Origin of the sequence: Methanothermobacter marburgensis str. Marburg, assembly GCF_000145295.1 — an archaeon.
GTDB lineage: Archaea > Methanobacteriota > Methanobacteria > Methanobacteriales > Methanothermobacteraceae > Methanothermobacter > Methanothermobacter marburgensis.
Genome location: NC_014408.1, coordinates 1,510,708 through 1,533,009, shown reverse-complemented (window position 1 = coordinate 1,533,009; position 22,302 = coordinate 1,510,708). Strand labels below are relative to the sequence as shown.

24 protein-coding genes and 7 tRNA genes are annotated in these 22,302 nt (G+C 48.0%); 17 read left to right on the top strand and 14 right to left on the bottom strand.

What is annotated here, in order from left to right; genetic code table 11:
• Window positions 1-288: 288 nt before the first annotated feature.
• From dnaJ to MTBMA_RS08180, 3 genes are all read right to left on the bottom strand, one after another.
• A complete protein-coding gene (gene dnaJ / locus MTBMA_RS08190) occupies window positions 289-1,419 on the bottom strand; it encodes a molecular chaperone DnaJ (RefSeq protein WP_013296459.1) in 1,131 nt (376 codons plus the stop codon).
• 81 nt (window positions 1,420-1,500) lie between these two features.
• Complete coding sequence (dnaK, locus tag MTBMA_RS08185; protein ID WP_013296458.1) at window positions 1,501-3,342, bottom strand: molecular chaperone DnaK; 1,842 nt, start codon at window positions 3,340-3,342, stop codon at window positions 1,501-1,503.
• 14 nt (window positions 3,343-3,356) lie between these two features.
• Entirely contained in the window at window positions 3,357-3,881 is a 525-nt protein-coding gene (locus MTBMA_RS08180) for a nucleotide exchange factor GrpE (protein ID WP_013296457.1), read from the bottom strand.
• A gap of 108 nt (window positions 3,882-3,989) precedes the next feature.
• Between MTBMA_RS08180 and MTBMA_RS08175 the strand changes: the two genes are divergently transcribed.
• On the top strand, window positions 3,990-4,493 hold the full coding sequence (locus MTBMA_RS08175; protein WP_013296456.1) for an ArsR/SmtB family transcription factor: 504 nt from the start codon (window positions 3,990-3,992) through the stop codon (window positions 4,491-4,493).
• A 96-nt stretch (window positions 4,494-4,589) separates the two neighbouring features.
• Here the strand turns inward: MTBMA_RS08175 and hypF are convergent, their stop codons facing one another.
• The gene (hypF, locus tag MTBMA_RS08170) at window positions 4,590-6,890 is read right to left on the bottom strand and encodes a carbamoyltransferase HypF (protein ID WP_013296455.1); all 2,301 of its coding nucleotides are present in this window, start codon (window positions 6,888-6,890) and stop codon (window positions 4,590-4,592) included.
• A 138-nt stretch (window positions 6,891-7,028) separates the two neighbouring features.
• Here hypF and larB point away from each other — a divergent pair, with 138 nt between their 5' ends.
• Window positions 7,029-7,778, top strand: a complete 750-nt coding sequence (gene larB / locus MTBMA_RS08165) for a nickel pincer cofactor biosynthesis protein LarB (RefSeq protein ID WP_048901241.1) — start codon at window positions 7,029-7,031, stop codon at window positions 7,776-7,778.
• Here the strand turns inward: larB and MTBMA_RS08160 are convergent, their stop codons facing one another.
• Window positions 7,779-8,111 carry a winged helix-turn-helix transcriptional regulator gene (locus MTBMA_RS08160; RefSeq protein ID WP_048901240.1) on the bottom strand — a complete coding sequence of 111 codons (333 nt, stop codon included), beginning with the start codon at window positions 8,109-8,111 and terminating at the stop codon, window positions 7,779-7,781. It lies immediately after the preceding gene.
• Window positions 8,112-8,421: 310 nt separating this feature from the next.
• On the opposite strand from MTBMA_RS08160, the gene MTBMA_RS08155 reads away from it, so the two are divergent.
• Window positions 8,422-8,991: a GNAT family N-acetyltransferase gene (locus tag MTBMA_RS08155; RefSeq protein ID WP_013296452.1), complete on the top strand. Its 570-nt coding sequence runs from the start codon at window positions 8,422-8,424 to the stop codon at window positions 8,989-8,991.
• A gap of 69 nt (window positions 8,992-9,060) precedes the next feature.
• On the opposite strand, the gene hisE is transcribed toward MTBMA_RS08155, so the two are convergent.
• The 5 genes from hisE to MTBMA_RS08130 form a co-directional block, all read right to left on the bottom strand.
• Entirely contained in the window at window positions 9,061-9,351 is a 291-nt protein-coding gene (hisE, locus tag MTBMA_RS08150) for a phosphoribosyl-ATP diphosphatase (protein ID WP_013296451.1), read from the bottom strand.
• On the bottom strand, window positions 9,341-10,150 hold the full coding sequence (locus MTBMA_RS08145) for a CBS domain-containing ParB/RepB/Spo0J family partition protein (protein ID WP_013296450.1): 810 nt from the start codon (window positions 10,148-10,150) through the stop codon (window positions 9,341-9,343). Before MTBMA_RS08145 ends, hisE begins: the two co-directional genes overlap by 11 nt.
• A 1-nt stretch (window position 10,151) precedes the next feature.
• On the bottom strand, window positions 10,152-10,391 hold the full coding sequence (locus tag MTBMA_RS08140) for a DUF504 domain-containing protein (RefSeq protein WP_013296449.1): 240 nt from the start codon (window positions 10,389-10,391) through the stop codon (window positions 10,152-10,154).
• Between the two features lie 5 nt (window positions 10,392-10,396).
• Window positions 10,397-11,746, bottom strand: coding sequence for an Asp-tRNA(Asn)/Glu-tRNA(Gln) amidotransferase subunit GatB (gatB, locus tag MTBMA_RS08135; protein ID WP_013296448.1), 1,350 nt, complete (start codon window positions 11,744-11,746; stop codon window positions 10,397-10,399).
• Window positions 11,747-11,827: 81 nt separating this feature from the next.
• Window positions 11,828-12,829, bottom strand: coding sequence for a radical SAM protein (locus MTBMA_RS08130; protein ID WP_013296447.1), 1,002 nt, complete (start codon window positions 12,827-12,829; stop codon window positions 11,828-11,830).
• A gap of 78 nt (window positions 12,830-12,907) precedes the next feature.
• On the opposite strand from MTBMA_RS08130, the gene MTBMA_RS08125 reads away from it, so the two are divergent.
• The 11 genes from MTBMA_RS08125 to MTBMA_RS08080 all read left to right on the top strand — a co-directional run bounded on the left by MTBMA_RS08125 (window position 12,908) and on the right by MTBMA_RS08080 (window position 15,878).
• A complete protein-coding gene (locus MTBMA_RS08125; protein WP_147671387.1) occupies window positions 12,908-13,306 on the top strand; it encodes a zinc ribbon domain-containing protein in 399 nt (132 codons plus the stop codon).
• 140 nt (window positions 13,307-13,446) lie between these two features.
• Window positions 13,447-13,519: transfer RNA gene (locus MTBMA_RS08120), tRNA-Asn, on the top strand.
• 4 nt (window positions 13,520-13,523) lie between these two features.
• Window positions 13,524-13,597 (top strand) — tRNA-Ile (locus MTBMA_RS08115).
• Window positions 13,598-13,615: 18 nt separating this feature from the next.
• Window positions 13,616-13,690: transfer RNA gene (locus tag MTBMA_RS08110), tRNA-Glu, on the top strand.
• 44 nt (window positions 13,691-13,734) lie between these two features.
• Window positions 13,735-13,818, top strand: a tRNA-Leu gene (locus MTBMA_RS08105).
• An 18-nt stretch (window positions 13,819-13,836) separates the two neighbouring features.
• Window positions 13,837-13,912, top strand: a tRNA-His gene (locus MTBMA_RS08100).
• A gap of 237 nt (window positions 13,913-14,149) precedes the next feature.
• Window positions 14,150-14,446 (top strand): hypothetical protein, encoded by a 297-nt coding sequence (locus MTBMA_RS08095; protein ID WP_013296445.1) that lies wholly within the window; start codon window positions 14,150-14,152, stop codon window positions 14,444-14,446.
• Window positions 14,447-14,542: 96 nt separating this feature from the next.
• On the top strand, window positions 14,543-14,953 hold the full coding sequence (gene hjc / locus MTBMA_RS08090) for a Holliday junction resolvase Hjc (protein ID WP_013296444.1): 411 nt from the start codon (window positions 14,543-14,545) through the stop codon (window positions 14,951-14,953).
• 46 nt (window positions 14,954-14,999) lie between these two features.
• A tRNA-Cys gene (locus tag MTBMA_RS08085) sits at window positions 15,000-15,071 on the top strand.
• Between the two features lie 18 nt (window positions 15,072-15,089).
• Window positions 15,090-15,231, top strand: a tRNA-Trp gene (locus MTBMA_RS09030).
• Between the two features lie 26 nt (window positions 15,232-15,257).
• A complete protein-coding gene (locus MTBMA_RS08080) occupies window positions 15,258-15,878 on the top strand; it encodes an MBL fold metallo-hydrolase (protein WP_013296443.1) in 621 nt (206 codons plus the stop codon).
• Window positions 15,879-16,055: 177 nt separating this feature from the next.
• Here MTBMA_RS08080 and MTBMA_RS08075 read toward each other — a convergent pair whose 3' ends face one another.
• From MTBMA_RS08075 to MTBMA_RS08060, 4 genes are all read right to left on the bottom strand, one after another.
• A complete protein-coding gene (locus MTBMA_RS08075; protein WP_013296442.1) occupies window positions 16,056-16,385 on the bottom strand; it encodes a hypothetical protein in 330 nt (109 codons plus the stop codon).
• A 120-nt stretch (window positions 16,386-16,505) separates the two neighbouring features.
• Window positions 16,506-17,156, bottom strand: coding sequence for a potassium channel family protein (locus MTBMA_RS08070; RefSeq protein ID WP_013296441.1), 651 nt, complete (start codon window positions 17,154-17,156; stop codon window positions 16,506-16,508).
• 122 nt (window positions 17,157-17,278) lie between these two features.
• Window positions 17,279-18,709, bottom strand: a complete 1,431-nt coding sequence (locus tag MTBMA_RS08065; protein ID WP_013296440.1) for a TrkH family potassium uptake protein — start codon at window positions 18,707-18,709, stop codon at window positions 17,279-17,281.
• A gap of 148 nt (window positions 18,710-18,857) precedes the next feature.
• Window positions 18,858-19,079 carry a TRAM domain-containing protein gene (locus MTBMA_RS08060; protein ID WP_013296439.1) on the bottom strand — a complete coding sequence of 74 codons (222 nt, stop codon included), beginning with the start codon at window positions 19,077-19,079 and terminating at the stop codon, window positions 18,858-18,860.
• A 151-nt stretch (window positions 19,080-19,230) separates the two neighbouring features.
• On the opposite strand from MTBMA_RS08060, the gene MTBMA_RS08055 reads away from it, so the two are divergent.
• From MTBMA_RS08055 to MTBMA_RS08045, 3 genes are all read left to right on the top strand, one after another.
• On the top strand, window positions 19,231-19,722 hold the full coding sequence (locus MTBMA_RS08055; RefSeq protein ID WP_333473121.1) for a metallophosphoesterase: 492 nt from the start codon (window positions 19,231-19,233) through the stop codon (window positions 19,720-19,722).
• A 68-nt stretch (window positions 19,723-19,790) separates the two neighbouring features.
• On the top strand, window positions 19,791-20,807 hold the full coding sequence (locus MTBMA_RS08050) for a UPF0104 family protein (RefSeq protein ID WP_013296437.1): 1,017 nt from the start codon (window positions 19,791-19,793) through the stop codon (window positions 20,805-20,807).
• Window positions 20,808-20,966: 159 nt separating this feature from the next.
• Entirely contained in the window at window positions 20,967-22,043 is a 1,077-nt protein-coding gene (locus MTBMA_RS08045; RefSeq protein ID WP_013296436.1) for a sensor histidine kinase, read from the top strand.
• Window positions 22,044-22,302 lie beyond the last annotated feature (259 nt).

Genomic DNA, 22,302 nt, shown 5'->3' with positions numbered 1-22,302 from the left:
ACCGAGAATCAGAAAATAACTCTTTTTCATCTGATCATCCCCTGAAATCTGCTGCTATTTTCCTTAAAATTAGAATACCTGCGGGATTTTTCATGCTTCACCTCAAAGTTTATAGTAACTTTAAGGAAAAAGATAATATAAATATTACGGTTAGTTCTTAATGTATTAAAGAGGAGTATTCCATCGGCTGAGGTTCACCCTGTGATCAGTAAAAGCTAAAAAATATTGTAAAACAGGGTTTTAGTGGATATTGCATCTTTAACCTTTAGAATGAGTGGGGGATGGTAGTTAGTGGATTATGGCATCCTTGACCTTATCAAAGAATCCCTTATCCTCGTGGATCTCATCCCCACTGATACTTGCAAATTCCCTGAGGAGTTCCTTCTGCCTTGGACTCAGCTTTCTTGGTGTTACAACCTTGACCTTCACGTAGAGGTTTCCGTAGCCATTCCACTTCAGGTGGGGCATCCCGTGTCCCTTGACGCGGAAGGTTGTGCCACTCTGGGTTCCTGCAGGTATCTTCAACTTTACTGGCCTGTCAAGGGTTGGAACCTCCACGGTGTCACCCAGGGCGGCCTGCACGAAACTTATTGGCTTCTCTGTGTAGAGGTTTGCCCCCTCCCTCCTGAAGATGCTGTGGGGTTTGACCTTAATGACCACGTAGAGGTCCCCTGGTTCCCCGCCACGAAGACCCATCTCCCCTTCACCGGGGATTCTGAGTCTGGATCCTGTCTCAACACCTGCAGGAACCTTCACGTGGATTGTGCTGGTTTTTCTGACAACTCCCTTACCGTTACAGTTGCTGCAGGGCTTCTCAACAATGGTTCCCTCCCCCTGACAGTCAGGGCACGTGGTTATGTTCATCATCTGCCCGAGGAGGGTGTTACGCACCTGCCGCACCTGTCCGCTGCCCCCACAGGTGGAGCATGTCCTTGTACCTGTACCTGGCTCGGCCCTGCTCCCATGACAGACGGGACACTTCTTTGTGTGGGGGACCCTTATATCTGTTTCAAGGCCACTGTAGGCATCCTCAAGACTTATCTCAAGGGTGTATGTGAGGTCAGCACCTCTCTGGGGGCCATGTCTCCTTCCCCCACCGAAACCGAACATGTCGAAGATGTTCCCTATATCAAATCCCAGGCCGCTGAATATGTCCTCAAAGTTTATGTTGTTGAATATATCCTCCTGACTGAAGCCCTCCATACCTGCATGGCCGAACTGGTCGTATCTTCTCCTCTTCTCATCATCAGAGAGGACCGCGTAGGCCTCACTTATCTCCTTGAACTTTTCGGCAGCATCAGGATCATCGCTGACGTCGGGGTGGTACTTCCTTGCAAGCCTCCGGTAGGCCTTCTTTATCTCCTTCTTATCGGCACCCCTATCCACACCGAGAACCTCATAGTAGTCACGCTTAGCCATCGATTTTCACCTGGTATAGAATCTGGAAGTGATCAGCTAAAAATAGTTGCACATCAGAGAATAAAAAGGGTGGGGGAGGTCTCAGTTCTTGACCTCGAAGTCAGCATCTATGGTATCGTCGCCCTGGTTTTCACCCTGTGATGCGGTGTTCTCTGCCTGCTGCTGGGCAGCCTGCTGGTATATAACCGCTCCGATTTCCTGCACTGTCTTTGTGAGTTCCTCGGTCTTTGCTTTGATGGCCTGGACATCGTCACCTGCTATGAGTTCCCTCAGTTCACTGACCTGTTTTTCAATAGTCTCCTTCTTATCTGATGGCACCTTATCTCCAAGTTCCTCGAGGGTCTTCTCGGCGGTGTAGATCATTGAATCGGCGTTGTTCCTTATCTCGATTTCCTCCTGTTTTCTCCTGTCCTCCTCGGCGTGTTTTTTGGCCTCCTCTATCTTCTGTTTTATCTCCTCCTCTGAGAGTTTGTTGGGTGCTGTTATTGTTATGGCCTGTTCCTTACCTGTTCCAAGGTCCTTTGCTGATACGTTCAGTATACCGTTTGCGTCTATATCGAAGGTCACCTCTATCTGAGGCACTCCACGTGGCGCGGGGGGTATTCCCACCAGCTGGAACCTTCCAAGGCTTGTGTTGTCTGCGGCCATGGGCCTCTCGCCCTGAAGGACGTGTATGTCCACGGAGGTCTGGTTGTCTGCCGCTGTTGAGAATATCTGGCTCTTCTTGGTGGGTATCGTGGTGTTCCTCTCTATTAGCTTGGTGAAGACCCCTCCGAGGGTTTCTATACCCAGGGACAGTGGTGTCACGTCAAGCAGTACAAGGTCCTTTATCTCCCCTGCAAGGACACCGCCCTGTATGGCTGCACCCATGGCAACACACTCCATGGGGTCTATTCCCCTCTCGACGGGTTTTCCTATGAAGTCCTCAACGAATTTCTGGACTATGGGCATCCTTGTGGGTCCACCGACCAGTATTATTTTATCCACATCCTCCCGGGTCATCTTGGCGTCCTTCAGCGCCTGTTCCATTGGCCCTGCACATCTCTGAACGATAGGATCAACCAGTTCCTCCAGTTTTGCCCTTGTGATGGTCTTTATGAGGTGTTTTGGTCCGTCCTGGGCCACGGTGATGTAGGGGAGGTTCACCTCGGTTGTGAGGGTTGTTGAAAGTTCTATCTTGGCCTTCTCGGCAGCCTCCCTCAGTCTCTGGACTGCCTGGTCGTCCTCCATGAGGTCTATGCCGGTCTCCTTCTTGAATTCATCGGCGAGGTAGTTCATTATCGCGTTGTCCATGTCGGTTCCACCCAGCTGGGTGTCACCGCTGGTTGATCTAACCTCGAATACGCCCCCACCGAATTCCATGATTGTAACGTCCAGTGTACCTCCGCCCAGGTCGAAGACCATGATGACCATGTCCTCGTCTTCCTTGTCAAGGCCGTAGGCGAGGCTTGCTGCTGTTGGCTCGTTGACGAGTCTTACAACGTCGAGCCCTGCTATGGTACCTGCGTCCTTGGTGGCAGTCCTCTGGTTGTCGTCGAAGTAGGCGGGTACTGTGATGACGGCCTTCTTTATCTCCTCACCCAGGAAGGCCTCTGCGTCCTTCTTGATCTTCTGAAGGATGAATGCGGATATCTCCTGTGGTGTGTACTCCTTACCCTGGACCTTTACCTTTCTGTCTGTACCCATACTCCTTTTTATGGCTGTTATGGTGTTCTCAGGGTTTGTGACTGCCTGACGCCTTGCAGGTTCACCCACAAGCATCTGTCCGTCCTCTGTGAATGCAACGCAGCTTGGGAAGGATTTACCGTACTGTGAAGCCCCCTCTGCACTGGGTATGATGGTTGGTTTTCCACCTATAAGTACTGCGGCTGCAGAGTTACTTGTTCCAAGGTCAATACCGAGAATTTTTTCTTTTTTTGCCACATGATCACCTCAAATCAGCTTTTCTTACATACCTTGACTATTGAATGTTTTATTATCCTGTCGTTGAGTCTGTAACCTCTTGATAACTCCTCTATTATGATTCCATCATCGTATTCATCATGGCTCTCAACCATAACCGCCTCGTGGAGGAATGGATCGAATTTTTCACCCTCGGCGGGTATCTCACTCAGGCCCTCCTTCCTGAGGGTGTCCCTGAATTTCCTGTAGATGACCTCCAGGCCGTCACCATCATTCTCCCGGTTTTCAATGGCCCTTTCAAGGTCCTCGTATACGTCCAGGAGGTTCAGTATGAGCTTCTCATTTGCATTTTTTATGAGTTCCAGCTCCTGTTTTTCCTTCTGTTTCTTGTAGTTTTCAAAGTCGGCCTGGAGTCTCTGGAGGTGTGATACGTATTCGCTGATTTCCTCTTCCTTAACCGCAAGTTCACTTTCAAGTTCTTTCAGTCGTTTTTTAAGTTCCTTTAATTCATCCTCACAGTTATTGGATGGCTTAGAATCAGTTTTTTTCTCTTCGCACATTGCTTCACCTTTCATTTTTTACAGAAATTAAAGTTACCAGAGGTTACCTATAACCTTATAGCTATTATACTTACAAAAGGTTATATAAACCTTTCGACATACCATACCATGATGAGAGAAAAATCCACCGAAGAGCGGAACATGGAAGTTATACTTGATGTTATGGGCTGCAAGACCCGGAGGGAGATCATAAACCTCCTCCGTGAGGAGCCCAGATTTGTCAGTGAAATATCAAAGGAACTGGATATTGGCCAGAAGGCCATAATAGAGCACCTCAGGGCGATGGAGGAGGCAGGGATTTTAAGCTCCTTCTTCAGGAAGATAGAGAGGGGAAGGCCCCGCAAATATTATGATATATCAAGGGACATCCACATCAGCATAACCATAAACAGGAACAACTTCAGGGTGGATGTGGTGGATGACCTCCTCCAGAGGAAACAGCTCCCCCCAGGTGACGAGTGGTCCAGACTGCTTAACCTTGAAAATAAGATAAGGAACGGCCAGTGGGAGGCCATTGAGGAGTTAAAGAACCTCATAAGGCTCTACGATCACCTCAAGAAACGGGCCGAGGACCTCCTCCGCGAGGCAGAGATGAGAAGAAAGATGGATTAGTTCCCACCAAGCCGGCTTTTTTGCATTTATCTGAGGCCCGTAGAGCAGTTCCTGAGACACCAGATTCCATTTCCTGAGGACATCAGAGGACCCTAGTTATTTTCTGTATTCGAGTGCAGCTGCAACCGCCTGCCCAAGGGAAACTGAGCCATCACCTGCACATGAATTTCTGTGCTGAATGAAACTGTAACCCCTCTCTTTAACGTAATCCCTCACCGCAAGGCTTATGGCCTCATTGTAGAAAACACCGCCGGTTCCCCCTATAACCTCAACTCCCAGATCCTCGGCTGCAAGGACAGCCATCTCTGCAAGCCCCTCTGCAACGGCTCGCTGGGCTGCATGGGCTATTTCCGCCCTCTTCTCACCGGATTCCAGAAAATCCATGACATCCATGAGTATGCCTGATGTATCAAGGATGTACCTACCATCCCTCTTCATGATTCTGAAGGGTATTTTGAGTTCTCCTTTAGCCCTGAAAGCGGTTGATTCAAGTTTCATGGCACATTCGCCCTCGTAAGTTCGCATTCCGCATATTCTGAGGGCGGCTGAAATTGCATCAAGGGCTCTGCCTGTACTGCTGCTCACGCCTGTGTTGAGCCCAGTTTCCATCTGCTTTAATACAACATCAATCTCCCTTTCACCGTGGGGGAAGTAATCCAGGTACCTTTCAATGAAGAGTTCACGGATGTCCCCATCGTAGCTGTCCAGGAGCATTGAGAGCAACATCCTTGCAGGGTACCTTGTTGCAAGGTCACCCCCAGGCATCTTCTGGGGCATGAGGCTCCCAACCCTTGAATATTCAGGGCCGTGGCAGTGGAGGATCTCACCACCCCATGACGTGCCATCTGCACCGTAGCCAACACCATCTGCAGCTATACACACGCACTCACCGACACCATTATCGAGCATGAGTGCCAGGGCATGGGCATGGTGGTGCTGGACCCTCAGGATGTCCGCAGAGAACCTTTCAGAGAGTTCCTCTGCATAGGAGGTTGTCAGGAACTGGGGGTGGAGGTCACAGGCTATTACATCCACGGATTCTGTGCCTGTTATACCCATGAGGTAATTCACAGCGTCCTTGAGGAAGAGGAGGGTGTCATACCGTGATGTGTTGCCTATGTGCTGTGATACATAGCACTGGCCCCCCTTGAGCACAGAGAAGGTCACATCAAGTTCCGGTCCAAGGCAGAGGGCTGACAGATTCTCTGATAGATGGGTGAGGTCATAGGGTTCAGGCGCGTACCCCCTGGACCTCCTTATGAAGGCCATCTCTCCACCCCTGAAGCGGACAACAGAGTCATCGCAGCGGTTTATGATTTTACGGTCATGGAGAAGGAAGTAATCGGCTATACCCTCAAGGCCCCTGGTTATCTCACTGTTCCTGATGAACATGGGATCACCGGGTTTATTGGCTGAGGTCATAACATAGGCTGGGGCCGCGGTGTACCTGAAGAGGACATGGTGCATTCCAGAGTAGGGTAACATGACCCCTATGTTGTGGAGGCCCGGTGCAACTGATGGGGCCAGGGGGTAGTCACTGTTTTTATTCAGGACAACTATTGGCCTTCTCCTGGAGGTTAAGGCCTTCTCCTCTGCTTCAGATATGCATGCATAGACCTCCACTGAGGGAACATCAGGAGACATGCAGGCGAATGGCTGGCTGGGCCTTCCAAGCCTTGAGCGGAGTTTCATAACGGCATCCTCATCGTCAGCCCGGCAGACCAGGTGTGTGCCCCCTATACCCTTAACCGCGAGTATTTCACCCTCATCAAGAAACTCTGCAGCCATTTTCAGGGGGTTATCTGTCTCAATAACATCTCCACGCCACAGAAATGGCCTGGGACCGCATACCGGGCAGCATGTTGCCTCTGCATGATACCTCCTGTCAAGGGGGTTGAGGTACTCCTCCATGCAGGAGCTACAGAGGGGAAATTCACGCATGCTGGTCCTCTCACGGTCATAGGGAATGGATTCAATCACTGTGAACCTGGGCCCGCAGTCTGTGCATGCGGTGAAGGGGTAGAGGTAACGCCTGTTATCCTCATCCATTATCTCCTCAAGGCACCTGCTGCAGGTTGCAACGTCTGCAGGTATCACGGATGTCCCTGATGACTCTGAGGAGCTTTCCTTTATACTGAAATCGCTGAAGGATGGGCTGTCGATGGCGGTCATCTCATTATTTATTCTGGTTATCCTTGAGATGGGGGGTTTTTCTGCCTTAAGACGCTCGATAAATCTTTTTATCCTCTCTTCATCTCCTTCAAGGACAATTTCAACCAGGTTTCCCATGTTCCTGACGTATCCTGTAAGTCCAAGTTCATGTGCAAGCCTGTAGACGGCTGGCCTGAAGCCAACCCCCTGCACTATTCCCTCAACAGTGAGCTGGGCACGGTACATTCTATCTCCTTTAAGGATTTTCACAGATGACAGTTCAGTACATCATTCTAGGATTAATTCATGAACTTATACAGATGACAGTTCAGTACATCATGCTAAGATTATATTCATGAACTTATAAATTAGGTAGTGATGTCAGTGAGATCGATTTTGAGGGAACTCCTCAGGGGTGAAATCTCGGTTGAAGAGGCAGAAAGGGCGATTGAATCGGCCCAGCTTAAACTGGGTGATAGGGTCAGGTTTGATATACTGCGTGAGAAAAGAACAGGTTTCCCTGAGGCGGTATTTGCACCTGGAAAGAGTGATGAGGATATAATTAACATTATAAGAACTGTTGGTGACGTTATTGTAACAAGGCTCCCGCCTGAAAGGGCTGAGAGGATCATGGATGGCCTGGATCTTGGAGACGATTACACCGCCGATTACCATGAAACGGCCAGGGTGCTTGCTGTGAGGTCAGGGGAACCTGAAAGGCTGGGTAGGATCGGGGTACTTTCTGCGGGAACCTCAGATATACCCGTTGCAGAGGAGGCAAGGGTGGTTGCAGAGGAGTCTGGCTGTGAGGTTCTCACTGCATATGATGTTGGGGTTGCCGGCATCCACAGGCTCCTTGAACCACTGCAGGACATGCTTGAATCAGATGTTAAGGTGCTGATTGTGGTGGCTGGCATGGAGGGGGCGCTTCCCTCTGTGGTCGCGGGCCTTGTTGATGTGCCGGTTATAGCGGTACCAACATCAGTTGGTTACGGGGTCGGTGAGGGCGGTTTTGCGGCACTTAACTCCATGCTACAGTCGTGCTCCCCCGGGATAGGGGTTGTCAATATAGATAACGGTTTTGGGGCCGCTGTACTTGCGGTTAAAATACTGAGGGCCTTTGCAGGTGATTGATCATTTTTCGTGTGTACCGTACCTCTTGCCCCATTCACAGAGCTCGTCGAGGATGGGGATGACTGATTTCCCCTTTTCAGTGAGGCAGTACTCAACCCTGGGGGGCACCTCAGGGTATACCAGCCGGTTTACGAGGCCGTTTGTCTCAAGCTCACGGAGGGTCTTGGTGAGCATCCTCTGGGTTATCCTGGGTATCTTCCGGTTTATTTCACTGAAGCGGAGCTTACCATCCTTGAGGGCGCAGAGGACAAGTGACTTCCATTTACCCCCTATCTCGTTAATGGCGGCCTCAACAGAGCATATGTAGTCGTCATCATTCATGGTATCAACCATGTAATCCAGTATACTTTATGTATGTATATGTAGTTTATGTAAGTACATTATTTAAATACTTTAAGTTACTTTATTATAGTAAAGAAGGTTGAGAGGTGAAATCATGCTTGTGAACTTTGATCTGCAGCACTTCTGCTGTGGCCCCAAGGGCTGCCAGATAGAGATTGAATACGGCGAAATGCTCGACGCAGAGCAGTAATTATTTTTTTAACTACCCCCATTTTTTCACAGCACCCCCATCTTTTTATTATTTCTAATTATAAAGTACTCATGTCCAGGAAATCAATAACTATTCAATGAAGATGGTACTATGGATATTGTCCAGTTTGAACCCCGCTTCTCGGGCACTGTAGGAAGGCTCATCTATGAGACTGACCGGCAACTCTTTGACCTCTTTTTCAAAAATCCCGAAGGGACTCTGGAAAAACTTCTAAGGAATGGTGTCTGCTGGGACCCTGAGAGAATAATCCTAGCGACCAGTGAAGGAGATGTTCTCGGTGTTCTGGCATATGACCTTGAAGGCAGTGAATTTGAATTTATTGATTTATTCAGAAAGCTGGGACCCATAGATGCCATGAGGGTCATGATGATGGACCTCATTGACTCCCTGAGTACCCAGAAGGTTGAGGATGGTGACCTCTACATAGCATCCCTTGCAGTCGCGCCTGAGGCGAGGGGTCAGGGTGTTGGTTTCAGGCTCCTCCAGGAGGCCCAGATGATTGCAGAGGAGAGGGGTCTTGATAGGCTCACGCTGGATGTCTCACCCACAAACACCCCCGCCCTGAACCTTTACAGTAAGTTTGGATTCAGATTCACAGGTAAAAAGGAGATAAAAATCTTAAAAAGAGAATTCCACCAGATGGAACTACCACTTCACTGAGGTGTGTGGTTATCACTTATTTTTTCTTATGATGGAAGTACCACTTCACTGAGGTAACTGCATTGTTATTTATTTTCTTCTTGCAGCGAACTCCTCAAGCAGGCTCTCAAAGGGGATCCCCTTGTATACAAGGAGTAGAAGTGTGTGGAATATCAAGTCAGCAGACTCCTCCACGAGGCGCTCATTATTCTTTGAGGCTATGATCACCTCTGCTGCCTCCTCACCGATCTTCTCAAGTATCTTATCCTCAGCCCTTTTCTCATCATCTGTCATGAGTCTGGAGGTGTAGGAGTCCACCGGGTTATCGCGACGGTCCTCAAGTACAGCGTAGATTTCCCTTAAAATTCCCTCATCCACCATTCTTCTTACCTGCCATAGCCTTTCTCATGCTGGTTGTTATCGCAATCAGGGGGTGCTGGGCGTCGTCTATAACCTCAATGTCGTCCAGAGTATAAACGCCGTTGAGGTCCGCTGTCTTTTCCATACCCAGCTTCATGTCCTTCTTGATATCGATGACATATGAGTCTATCTCCTTGCAGCCCAGCCTGTAGGATGCCAGTGTCCTGTGGTGACCGTCGACCAGGACATACCTGTCACCTGTCTTCACAACTATCGTGGGCTCTGCAAGGCCCCTTTTAATTTCATAGGTTCTACCCTGGAGTTCATCGGCGTATACCTTGCTCTGGGTGGGCCGCAGCTTCTCGATGGGGACCTTCATCCGTTTAACCTCAGGTTTAACACCATAGAGCTGTTCCAGTGTCTTCTTGAAGTAGTTAACCTTCATGGGGGTGGAACGTTCAATATGGGATCTCACGATGTCGGTGTTTGTTATTATACCCACAAGTTTACCTTCCTTATCTATGACCGGCAGTCTTGAGATCCCCATCCTGAACATGACCCTCGCAGCGTCATTGAGGGACATATCCTGGTCTGCAACCACCACATCCCTTGACATGATCTCTGATACTGTTTTGACCCATGGCTTTATGAGGAGGTCAAAGGCAGTCACCATTCCGATCACGGTACCGTTATCCTTGACCGGAAATCCATCGTGACCTGTTTCCTTCATGAGCTTGATGATCTCCGCGGTTGATGTGTCTGAGGAGACCGTTATAACGTCCCGGGTCATGTAATCCTTCACAAGTGCCTTATTGCTCATCCTATCCCTTTTTCTGTTTTTTCCAGATGAAACTGTTATCGCAGACTATTTTAACCACACGATGGTAGGGTATCGATGCACCGTTACTCAGCACAAGGAAGCCCCTTTCGAGCCTTTCAATATCTGATCCCTGAACTGTTTTGAGGTTCCTCTGAGCCCCCCTGTGGATGTAACTTATCCTGCACCTTTTAATATCCCATTTAGGATGCCACATAAGAAGATCCAGGACGTTCTTGGCCATGCACCTCAGATCCTTTCCTTTATCAGTTCAACTGTCCGTTCAGGCTCTGCCTTTCCGCGGGTGATTCTCATCACCTGCCCCACCAGGAAGTTTATGGCAGCCTCCTTGCCATCATGGTAATCCTGGACCGCCTGGGGGTTTTCCCTTATGGCCTGCTCAACTGCCTCTATAACCTGGGATTCATCTATGATTCCTATGAGCCCCATTTCGGCGGCTATCTCCCGGGGGCTCCTGGTGTTAAACGGCATCTCCTCTATGATCTTTTTGGCGGCCTTGGTGGTTACCTCCTTCTTCTGTATCATCTCAAGAAGTTCCACAATATTCAGGGGGCTTATACCGCTTTCTGCAAAGCTCACCTTGTTGTAGTAGAGCACCCTTTTGAGTTCGTCCCTCATCCAGAGAGCCGCGAACTCAGGGTCTATGGATGCCGCAACCTCCTCAAAGGCATCTGCAAGTTCCAGTTCTGAGGTCAGCACCCTTGCATCCTCCTCCCTTAAACCGTATTCCTCCATGAATCGTTTCACCTTGAGGTGGGGCGCCTCTGGTATTCCGTCCCTGACGCTACCCACCACTTCATCTCCAAAGTGCATTGGGGGGAGGTCGGGATCAGGTATGTATCTGTAGTCCTCTGCCTCCTCCTTGAGCCTCATGGAAACGGTTATCATCTGGGATTCAAGAAATGCACGTGTTTCCTGTTTGACCTCAACACCCCTCTTGAGGAGGTTCTTCTGCCTGACCATCTCAAACTTAAGGGCCTTGTAGGCACCCTTTATTGAGTTAATGTTCTTTATCTCAACCCTGCGGCCCCCCTCAAGGGATATGTTGACGTCGGCCCTCATTGTGCCCTCCCCACGGGCACAGCCACTGTATTCCAGCACCCTTATGAGTTCCCTGAGGAAGTTTCTGGCCTCCTCGGGTGACCTCATATCTGGCTCTGTAACAATTTCAATGAGGGGGATGCCTGACCTGTTGAAGTCAACCACACCGTGGTCCGGTTTATACTGACCAGGGTCCTCCTCTATGTGCACCTCCCTGATCCTGACGCCGTTGAGCTCTCCCTCAAGTCCAACGGGTATGGATGTCCTCTGGTAACCTGATGGGAGGTCCGGGTAGTTGTAGTGCTTACGCATGAAGTATGTGATCTCAGGATTTATTCTGCAGTCAAGCATGAGGGCGATTTTCAGAGCCCCCTCAAGGGCGCTTCTGTTTGGTGGATGTGGTTTTGCCCCTGGCTGGTTGAGGCACACCGGGCATATATTTGTGTTTGGGGGGGCGTCCTGGTAATCTGTCGGGCATCTGCAGAATAGCTTTGATCTGGTGTCAAGCTGAACATGAATTTCAAGACCACATTTCATCTTAATGGTTATTCCTCCTTTTCATGGTAACATGGTTCAACGTGATGGAAAGCATATCAGATTATATTTATTATCATCAACTTAAAGCAATTTAAGATTTTTCAGACATCCGTTAACATACCTCTCTATGAAGGGGTCAATTTCAGGGTATGATCTCCCCCTTCTGAGCCTCTCCACATCTGTGAATGTACCCGCAAGTCTCCTCCCGGCCCACCTAACCTCCTCCTCAACACGCTTTCCATAGGAGGTCCCGAACATCTTGAAAAGGGGGAATTTGGTTATTCCGTTGGCCCCGCTGAGGACGAGGGGGCCTATGCTTCCCAGGTTATCCATCCAGGTCCCTGTGATGATCTCCAGGTCAGGGAACTCTATCCTTGTGGCGGCAACTGTTCCTGCATAATAAAGGGTGGCGGGCTGGGGTTGATTCTCAAATACCGTTCCCTCATGGGGGTTGAGGGCATAGAAGGTTACACGGTCTATTTCAAGATCTCCTATAAATTCGAAGAGGTATCTGAGGTCATCGGGTGTCTCACCGAGTCCCAGTATTATGGTGATGCCCCTCCTGAATCCCAGGTCCCTGGCTGCCTCAAGCATCTCAGCTATGTCTTCCAGGGGTTTGCTGGGGCACAGTTTCCTCTGAAGGTCAGGGTTTGCAACCTCCAGCGCTCCTGTTATACCTGCCACCTCATCACCATATATTTCAAGATCGGTGGTTATACCTGTGTTCAGCCAGACAGGGGATCCTGTTATATCCCTTATCCTCTCTGCGATCTCCTTTATCTCCTCAGGGGAGAATGAACCATAGCCTCCTGATAGGAACTCTATGTTCCACCCCAGTCTCCTACATATTTCGGCCTCTGCAAGTATGGCGTTGACGTTTCTCCTGGCCTTTGATGGTTCCCTTATACGTGGCTTCTGTGTGCTCATATAGCAGAAGGCACAGTCCCCCCTTTCACACCACCATGAGAGAAAAACTGCCCTTTCAAGTGTTATGATATCCCCATGATGTTTGAGGGTGATTTCACTGGCCCTGTTCATCAATTTGAGTATATCCATTTCCTTCAGTGATTCTATAACATTCATATCTGACACTCTCTGCTCTGCAGAATACCTTTATAAACTTTCGTTGAGATAAGCTTTGATGTTGATACATTGAGGCTGATGGATATGGTTTACTGCCCAAGCTGTGGCGAAAGGAACAGGGAGGGCTCAAGGTTCTGCAGGAACTGCGGAACCCTCCTTGAGGAAAAACCACTCAAATCCAGGTTCATGTCTGGAGATTTCAGGGAAAGCCCCGTTAAAAGGGAGCTCCAGAGGAAAGAGTTTAGTGATGCCAGAAAGGAGGGTTTCGAGTGGGATACCGCCCTGCGCGGCGCACTGGTGCTTGTGATCCTCATGGTGATCCTTGGCAGAATATTTGGATTCATGGGTGCTATAGCAGCCCTCATGGTATCTGTAATCTATGTGCTTTCCTCCTCCAGGAGAAAGTCCCAGTCACTGATGATTGTGTTCGCGGCTCTTCTGATGGCGGCTGCGGCATCAGCATTATTCAGCATATGACCCCATCCTCAGGGGGTGTCTGCAAAACCACTGCTAAACCGAAAACTTTATATATGATGGGTATAAATCTAATTGTACGCCTTGGGATGTGCACCACAAACCACTGGTTTGTTGCAAGCAAGGACTTGTACTTGGCAGGTGCCGCCGTAGCTCAGTAGGTAGAGCGTTCGGCTGTTAACCGATTGGTCACAGGTTCGAGCCCTGTCGGCGGCGTCATGGGCCCATAGCTTAGCCAGGTAGAGCGCCCGGCTCATAACCGGGCGGCCATGGGTTCGAATCCCATTGGGCCCACTTAATCGGTAATCAGAGGCTCCGGTAGTGTAGTCCGGCCAATCATTTCGGCCTTTCGAGCCGAAGACTCGGGTTCAAATCCCGGCCGGAGCATTTCTTACCTTTTATGATTATTCTTCATATTGAGCATCATTGCTGCGGGGGTGCCCGAGCTGGCCAAAGGGGACAGGCTTAGGACCTGTTGGCGTAGGCCTACCAGGGTTCGAATCCCTGCCCCCGCACTGTGATAGAATTCAACTGCCGGGGTGGGGTAGGTGGTTATCCTTCGGGACTGTGGATCCCGCGACTCGGGTTCAAATCTCGGCCCCGGCCCCATTCTCATCAATCATTTTTTCTGTTCTGAATCAACTTCTGGAAAATATAAAGTTCGGGCACCGGCACACGGTTTATTGTCATCCATCTGATTATCCGCGATCCAGGTGAAATCACCGATCCATTTAGAGGTTTTATTAATCATCCATGGAAAATTATTTATTGTGTTATGATGAAGATTTTCAGTACCGGCTACGGATTCCGTAGATCAGATTATCTCAGAACACCACGGCTGATTATATGATACGTATTGAAAGGACCTGCGCCTCCTTCAGGGCTACCGTGATCCAGGAGGGCGAGGAGATAGGAATCATGGAGGGCATATACCTGACACAGTGGTTCCTTAAAACAAGGTACCACTTTACAGGGACATTTATACGTTTCATACCCTCTGATGAGAGGTTCAACAGGTCCGGTTTGACAGTTGACATCCATCTCCATGACCAGAATGTCATTGTAAAGGATGCGCTCATTGACTGGCTCAGTGACAGTGGAAGGGGGACCTTCAGGGCGAGGAGAATAGAGAGTGTTGTTTAGTGTGTCCAGGTTGTTGTTTAATGTGTCTGGAGAGAGGATAGAGAGTGTTATTTAGTGTATCTGGGAAGGAAGAATTGTGGGTCTCAGGGTGTTTTAATGGTTAGGGATGGATCGCGGGGAGAGAGGGACCTTGTAAAACTCCTCTGGGAAAAGGATTTTGCTGCCATGAGAGCACCGGCCTCTGGTGGGGCCACAAAAAAGCCCCTCCCTGACATCATTGCAGGGAACGGAGAGATATACCTTGCAATCGAGGTTAAGATGACATCCGGTGAGCGCATATACATTGACTCAGGGAAGATAAAGGGGCTTCTGGAGTTTTCAGAGATGTTCGGTGCAGAACCCTATATCGGGGTAAAATTCAGGTACAGGGACTGGATTTTCCTTTCACCGGCTGACCTTGAGATGACACCATCGGAAAATTACAGGCTTGACCTTGATATTGCCCTTGAGAGGGGCAGGGATATACATGAGATCACCGGCCGTGAAAGGCAGACCCGCCTCAGATGAGGGGACCGCAAACTTTAAATATTAATTCTGATATTAGTTACTCTATGCCAAGGTAGCTTAGTGGCGAAGCGGTGGACTGCAGATCCATTACACGTGAGTTCAAATCTCACCCTTGGCTTCAACATTTCTATCAAATGGGGTCATGGTGTAACCAGGCTATCATCTGGGACTCCAGTTGTCTTTGAAGAAAATGCGCGCTCTGACTACAGTATGATGACCGATTGGAGTACTGAGACAAGAGAAATCCTAGGATCTGGGTTCAAATCCCAGTGACCCCATCACTCCCTTTTTCTGAGGCGCTTTCATGATACAGAAATTTGATAATATAATAGCGATTGAAGGAACACTCTTTGATTCTAACATATACATCCTTGGAGACACGGTGGTTGATACAGGGACTGGAATGAACCCTGATAACCTCATGAGGAGGATAAGGGAGGCCGGTGTTGAGCCTGGCAGCATAAAACATATAGTGAACACCCACTGCCACTTTGACCATACCGGGGGAAACAGGCTCTTCAATGCAGATATAGCAATTCACAGTCTTGATGCAGAAGCACTCAGGGAGGGGAACGACGAGAAGACGGTTGCCTACATGTTCTCGGCATCCATGGAGCCAATGGAAGTGGCTGTTGAACTTGGGGATGGGGACTTCATAGGTGACTTTGAGGTTATCCACACACCCGGCCACACACCAGGATGCATATGTCTGTATGATGGTAGATCCCTTATCTCAGGGGACACGGTTTTTGCTGATGGGGGATTCGGTCGGGTTGATGTTGGCGGAGACATAAATGAACTCGCAGAGTCCATTAAAAAACTCATGAAACTCGACATCGAGTACTTGTTCCCTGGCCACGGCCCATGGGTTGATAACGGTTCAATGCATGTGGAACTGGCTGCGGCCTTCCTTGGAATAGGGTAAATGGTTTGGGTCCGAGATTTGGGGTAATGTTATTTCCATTTTCTGTATGTAAACGGCCTTTATCCCCGGCAATTTCCTGTTCATGAGTTCAGGCGTGATTTTATCCACTGCTGGATAGAAATACTCGCCGTAGACCCTCACATGGTCCCCGCTTTTCAGGGACTTGGTGAACCATATTTAACAAGCACGTAACCGGGCCCTGGGGATACGCTGAGTACCTAGGGTCACTGTTCTGTTGATACTTTCAAATTCATATTTCCTGAATATTATTCCATCAACCCACACCCTTCGCTCCTTTAGAAAGGATGGGTTCTCCTCAACGTCTGATAGGTTGAGCTGAGAGCAGGTGTTTTTGTATGATATAATGGCCGTCCCATTTAATGGCTCAGTGTACTCTACACCTTCATCAAGGTGTGTCTGGGTGTCGTCTGAAATCCAGCTCTCAAGGTAGTGCCAATCAGAATACCTGTGACCAGTCCAGTAATGAGGCCAGCCATGAAGTACCATTTAACCATAGTTCACCACGTATAATCACAATTCTCCTTCTAACTATGGCTTATACGGATCAGGTTGATCTTTGAGGGATTGATTCAGTAAAAGCAATGAAATTAAAAATACTGAGAGTATTTAGCCTGTGAATTTCTTTGTAACCTCATTCACAGCCTCTGTCTTTACAAGTACGGATATCTTGGCTCCCCTCTCAAGGACCATGTCTGGCTGGGGTATGATGAGGTCACCGTTACTGTATATGGCCACGATGATGTACTTTTCAGTTGGCGAAACATCCTTGACCTTCTTCCCAACAATTTTACTGCTCTTTATCTCCATATCAAGGATCTCGGCGTCCCCATGCCCAAGGACGATGAGGTCAGCCACCTTTGGCCTTGTTATCAGTTTCTCAAGGTAACCTGCAGCGGTCCTCTCAGGGCTTATAACGTGATCTATGCCAACCTTCTTGAAGGCGTCCTCGTGGTCAGGGTTGCTGACCCTTGCTATGATCTTTGGTATATTGTACTCCCTCACAAGTATGCAGCTTAGGAGGTTGGCCTCATCATTTCCTGTGGCCGCAACAAAGACATCTGCATTGTTTATGTTGGCCTCCTCAAGGGTTTTAATGTCTGTACCGTTACCACAGATCACAAGGGCGTCCAGTTCAACTGCAGCATTGGCACAGAGTGTTTCATCATTTTCTATGAGAGTTACATCATTTCCATCTGATATAAGGAGGTTTGCAAGTGTTAAACCAACTCTTCCTCCGCCCATTATAACAACATACATATCCACACCTTTCAGACTTCAGGCAGAATAAAGATAATCATTACTCGTGTTTACTTGTGTTAAACGTCATCATTAATAAGGTTTTTCAGTGAAGATAATGACAACGCGCTTATTCTCGGCTCTCAGTTAACCTTGAAGGCCTCCACAAAACCACGTATTAATACAAGAACAGGGATTATCTCGAGTCTTCCAAGCCACATGCTGAGTATGAGGGCCATTTTCGGTATTAGGGGCAGATTGAAACTGGTTATCCCCATACTGAGCCCAACATTTCCCTGGGCAGAGGCAGCCTCAAAGAGGGAGTTGAGGGGGTCATATCCATAGGTTACAAGAACCGACCATGTGAAAAAGAGAAGGATAAAGTAAAGGCTTATGTATGACCCGGCCTCCCTTATCTCAGCGTCACTCACAGACTTGCATGATATCTTTCTCGGTATAACCGAACCCTCAGGTGCCAGTATCCTCATGATGTCCCAGTAGACACCCTTAAGTACAGTTATGACACGGATTATCTTCACGGCCCCCGTGGTTGAACCTGCAGCCATACCTGTGAGCATGCATATTATTAGAACTATCTTGAAGTACCCTGACCAGGCAACCATCTGACTGGTTGAACTTATGCTTGAACCGGTGCAGCTGAGGGCCGATATTACATAGTATACGGATTCAAGGGGGGCCACGCCCCCAATGTAGATCGAAAGAACTGTGAAAAGGATTATAAAGGCAAAGGTTGCCTGCAGCTGTATATCCCTCAGAACATTTGAGAATCTACCCTTTATTGCCTGGTAGTGCACAAGGAAGCTTGTCCCCCCAAGTATCATGAGAAACATGGTTACAAGGTAGACGGCATCGCTACGGTAGTAGCCGATGTTGAGGTTCTTTATGGACATTCCCCCGGTTGAGAGGTTTGTGAGGGTGTTGTTGATGGCATCAAAGAGTGGCATCCCTGTCAGCCCATAGAGGACGATCCCGAGGACCGTGTAGGTGAGGTAGATCCACCAGATAGTCCTGACGGTGTTTGCTATGCTGGGTTTTATCCTTTCCTCCCTTGCCTCGGACTTGTATAAACGTGCAGCAGCTGTACCTGGCCTTATGAGGACACCTATAACAACTATAACAACTCCAAGCCCACCAATCCACTGTTCAAAGCTTCTTAAGAATAGAATTGATTTTGGGAGCGCTTCAACGTTGGAGAAAACTGTGAGTCCACTGCCGGTCCAGGCAGACATGTTCTCAAAGAAGGCATTTGCAAAATCGATGTTTAGGGCTGACATCATTATGAGGCTACCTATGAATCCAGCCCAGAGCCAGGCAAGACATGCAACCATCATACCATGTTTCAGGCGTATGGCGCATTCCTCAGGGGAATATCTCTTGAGCACAGTTCCAATGCTGAGCGAGATAATTGAGGGCACAATAAAACTTAAAAAATTGCCTTCACCGTAGATCAGTGCAACAATGAGGGGTAACGCAACAACGAAGCCTATCCCCTGCATTATATTGCCAAGATACTTTCCAACGGTAAAAAGGTCCCTCTTTCCAACGTATCTCATGTTACCATATAAAGAATGGGGGTGTTCCAATATAAATTTTTAGAATAATGGATAAAGAGATGGTAATACTTCAATGGGGGAGTAGGCAAAAAATAAAGTTCTTTGGGTAGAATAAATCTACTCCAGTTTATATAAAATTCAATCCAGTTTATTCTACAACTTCAGCGAAAGCAAACTTGCGCCTGGTTGCACTTATCCTTATTTTAACTTCGTCTCCGACACCTGCACCAGGTACAAAAACAACAAAACCTTCAACACGGGCTATTCCATCGCCATCTCTGCCGAGGTCTTCAATTTTAACTTCATACTCCTCACCAACATTTACTGGTGTGGAGTAGGTTTCCTTCCTGTAGTAGCTATCTCCAAACAATTCATCACATCCTTAAGTAGGGACGCACAAAATCATATAATTACTTCCGACCAGAAACAGTAAGAAATAATCAATGACCTCACCGCATCCCATACATAAACTTAAACATCATAGTATATAAATGTATGTAGGATCACTGTATCTTTTGCGGGTGGTTTGTTTGATAGGACTGGTGGCTGATTCACATGATAACCTTGATTCAATAAGGAAGGCGGTCAATTTATTCAACAGGGAATCTGTGGATCTTGTTATACATGCAGGGGATTTAATATCACCATTCACTGCACAGGAATTTGGAAGACTTGAGATGAGATTTGAGGCCATATTTGGAAACAATGATGGTGAAAGGGATGGGCTGCGTGCCGCGTACTCTGAACTCACAGAGCTATCTGACTTTAAGGAACTGGAATTTGATGGCCTGCAAATAGCGGTTATACATGGCCATAACAGGCAGATCCTTGACTGTGTTGCTGGATGTGGTAGATACGACCTTGTGGTAACCGGCCACACCCATGAGAAGACCATTGTGAGCGCAGAAACCATAAAGGTTAATCCAGGTGAACTCTGCGGTTACCTTTCAGGGGAGAGTACACTGGCGCTCTTTGACACAGACAGGCTTTCGTGTGAATTTGTAAGGCTTTGATTTACTCTCTGAAACAGACAGGTCTTAATGCATGATATAATATCTGAGAAAGGATATCGATGGTTTAAATGAAACACAAAGGCGCAATTCTTATTGCAATAGGGGTACTGGCCCTTGCGGTTATGATATCTGTCATAGGGCCTGGGGAGATTGAGGAGGCCCTACGGAAGGCGGACCCCCTTTATGTAATCATGGCGGTTGCCCTGGAATTCATAATTCTCGGCCTTTTCACAGTGAGGTGGGCCATTACCACGGGGGCTGTTTCGATAAACATAAGAAAAAGGCACCTCTTTCCAATGCTACTTGTGGGAATGGCAATAAATAACCTCACACCGAGCGCAAGGGGTGGGGGTGAACCTGTAAGGGCATATATACTTGGAAAATACTCCAGGGCTTCAATGGAGGCTGCCTTTGCAACCGTGATAGCAGACAGGGGTCTTGACACATTCCCCTTTATATTTCTGGCCATACTCACCATAGTCGCAATAGTGCTCTACTTTGAACTGTCACCATGGATAGTGGTCGCACTTATAGTTTCGGTTATAATAATAACCGCGGCCTTCTTCCTGGCCCTCTACATATCCATTGACAGGGAGTCCGGTGAGAGGATACTTGGCTGGATACTTGGCATTGTAAGGAGGTTCTACAGAAAGAACTATGAAAAACTTGAAAAAAGGTTAATGAATGCTCTCAGGGAATTTCAGAGCACCATGAGGATAATGCTGGCTGATAGGAGAGTGCTGCTGTATGGAATACCACTTTCATTTCTCCTCTGGATCCTTGAGATCATAAGGGTATACCTTGTATTTGAGGCATTTGGCACAAGCGTCTCACTTATTGTGATAGCCGAGGTCTTCATACTGGCAACACTCATTGGCATGATACCGCTCCTTCCAGGGGGCCTTGGTGCCGTTGATGGGGTTATGATAGTCTTCTATTCGGCAGCAGGCGTATCGCCGTCTGTCAGCGCAGCTGTAACTGTGGTTGAGAGACTCATATCCTTCTGGATGATCTCAGCAATGGGTGTGGCATCTCTACCCTACTTTGGGGCTTCTGTATCTGAGAAACTGATGGAGAAACTTTAGGGAGGTCAACATAGTACTCATTTGACTACTCTGGTAAGTATCCGGGAAACTGATGTAAAACTTCAGGGTTATTGTGAACTGACACAACACTGGAAAAAGATTTATGGGCCAATAATCAGATTTATAGATGGACCGCTGCAGCAGGTTAGGGGGATAATCATGCTTGAAAGGGTTTTCTTAACCGATAAGTTACACGACGAAAAAATGTATGAGAACCTCGTGGAGGAAATACGTTCATCACCGGATTACCTCAACCTCCTTCTGGAATCTTCTGAACCCTGGATATTACAGGATATAAATGGTTTCATACTTGACCTGAGTAATTCCTTCGCTGATAAGCTGGGGTATGATCCTGATAATCTGAGGGGAAGGTACCTTCCAACATTGAGGGTGATTCCCCTCATTCAGAAGTCCAGGCTGAGGATAATACTCGACCGTCTGGCCGAGGAACCCCGCCCATGCACAACCATCATGGAGTTCATGGATGCAGATGGCCGGGATGTGCCCCTTGAATTGAGCTTCAGGCCCCTGGAGCTATCAGGCCAGGATTTTATCCTTGTAACTGCTAGGGATGCCTCAGAAAAGATTCATGAGGTGGCTGAGCTCCGTAAAACGATATCTGAACTGAGGAATACAATAAATGGCCTCTACAGGCAGATCGACAGAAACCTTCAGCTTATTACAAGCATAGTTAATCTCCAGTTCCCATATATAAAGGACGGGGATGATTATGAGCTCCTCAGAGATACCCAGAATCGTCTAAGGTCAATAAGGAAAGCTTATGAGAAGTTTATCCATGAGGGATCCTTTGAGTCAATAAACTTTGCAGGTTATGCCAGGAGCATTGTTTCAGGTATTCTAAGCACATACTCCCCGGAACCGGGAAATGTGAGACTTGAGATGTACTTTGAGGATGCTGAAATGGGCCTTGACCTGGCGGTGCCCCTTGGGATGATACTCTCAGAGCTACTATCCAACAGCTTCAGACACGCCTTTGCCGAGGGACAGGATGGAAAGATAAGGGCTGTTTTCAGGAATAAGGATGATCACTACATGCTTGAGGTCAGGGACAATGGTCGTGGCTTCCCTGAGGACGTGGACTTTGAGAATGTAGATTCACTGGGTCTGCAGCTTGTAAGGAGTTTACTGAATCAGATAGAGGCAAAGGTTGATTACAGGCTCTCACCTGGAACATGTTTCCGGATAAAGGTACTAAAACTCGCTGACGGTGAATGAAGCACATCTTGGATTAAACCTCCATGAGGATAATTCCTGCAATTCTTTACTCTGGTTTACTGATAGGTTTTCTCATCAAAGTCACTTTTAATTCTGTAAAACATCATGTAGATTCAAGGCGGCGGTTTAGTACTTTTAATTCTGCAGAAGATCATTTAGATTCATTTAAAGTGCCCTTGGGGTGCTGAGAAGATAACTGATTTTTGAACGGGCCTTAATACCTAAACAAAATTAGAAAAATATATTAGCAGTTCTTCCA

Excerpts from the sequence above, each read along its gene's own strand:
- hjc (WP_013296444.1), top strand. The coding sequence starts at position 14,543 with ATGGTTAGGGATGGATCGCGGGGAGAGAGGGACCTTGTAAAACTCCTC.
- MTBMA_RS08095 (WP_013296445.1), top strand. The coding sequence starts at position 14,150 with ATGATACGTATTGAAAGGACCTGCGCCTCCTTCAGGGCTACCGTGATC.
- MTBMA_RS08125 (WP_147671387.1), top strand. The coding sequence starts at position 12,908 with ATGGATATGGTTTACTGCCCAAGCTGTGGCGAAAGGAACAGGGAGGGC.
- MTBMA_RS08145 (WP_013296450.1), bottom strand. The coding sequence starts at position 10,150 with ATGAGCAATAAGGCACTTGTGAAGGATTACATGACCCGGGACGTTATA.
- gatB (WP_013296448.1), bottom strand. The coding sequence starts at position 11,746 with ATGAAATGTGGTCTTGAAATTCATGTTCAGCTTGACACCAGATCAAAG.
- MTBMA_RS08050 (WP_013296437.1), top strand. The coding sequence starts at position 19,791 with ATGAAACACAAAGGCGCAATTCTTATTGCAATAGGGGTACTGGCCCTT.
- MTBMA_RS08155 (WP_013296452.1), top strand. The coding sequence starts at position 8,422 with ATGGATATTGTCCAGTTTGAACCCCGCTTCTCGGGCACTGTAGGAAGG.
- dnaJ (WP_013296459.1), bottom strand. The coding sequence starts at position 1,419 with ATGGCTAAGCGTGACTACTATGAGGTTCTCGGTGTGGATAGGGGTGCC.
- MTBMA_RS08075 (WP_013296442.1), bottom strand. The coding sequence starts at position 16,385 with ATGGTACTTCATGGCTGGCCTCATTACTGGACTGGTCACAGGTATTCT.
- MTBMA_RS08080 (WP_013296443.1), top strand. The coding sequence starts at position 15,258 with ATGATACAGAAATTTGATAATATAATAGCGATTGAAGGAACACTCTTT.
- MTBMA_RS08180 (WP_013296457.1), bottom strand. The coding sequence starts at position 3,881 with ATGTGCGAAGAGAAAAAAACTGATTCTAAGCCATCCAATAACTGTGAG.
- MTBMA_RS08045 (WP_013296436.1), top strand. The coding sequence starts at position 20,967 with ATGCTTGAAAGGGTTTTCTTAACCGATAAGTTACACGACGAAAAAATG.
- MTBMA_RS08140 (WP_013296449.1), bottom strand. The coding sequence starts at position 10,391 with ATGGCCAAGAACGTCCTGGATCTTCTTATGTGGCATCCTAAATGGGAT.
- MTBMA_RS08160 (WP_048901240.1), bottom strand. The coding sequence starts at position 8,111 with ATGGTTGATACCATGAATGATGACGACTACATATGCTCTGTTGAGGCC.
- MTBMA_RS08070 (WP_013296441.1), bottom strand. The coding sequence starts at position 17,156 with ATGTATGTTGTTATAATGGGCGGAGGAAGAGTTGGTTTAACACTTGCA.
- hypF (WP_013296455.1), bottom strand. The coding sequence starts at position 6,890 with ATGTACCGTGCCCAGCTCACTGTTGAGGGAATAGTGCAGGGGGTTGGC.
- MTBMA_RS08175 (WP_013296456.1), top strand. The coding sequence starts at position 3,990 with ATGATGAGAGAAAAATCCACCGAAGAGCGGAACATGGAAGTTATACTT.
- hisE (WP_013296451.1), bottom strand. The coding sequence starts at position 9,351 with ATGGTGGATGAGGGAATTTTAAGGGAAATCTACGCTGTACTTGAGGAC.
- MTBMA_RS08130 (WP_013296447.1), bottom strand. The coding sequence starts at position 12,829 with ATGAATGTTATAGAATCACTGAAGGAAATGGATATACTCAAATTGATG.
- MTBMA_RS08065 (WP_013296440.1), bottom strand. The coding sequence starts at position 18,709 with ATGAGATACGTTGGAAAGAGGGACCTTTTTACCGTTGGAAAGTATCTT.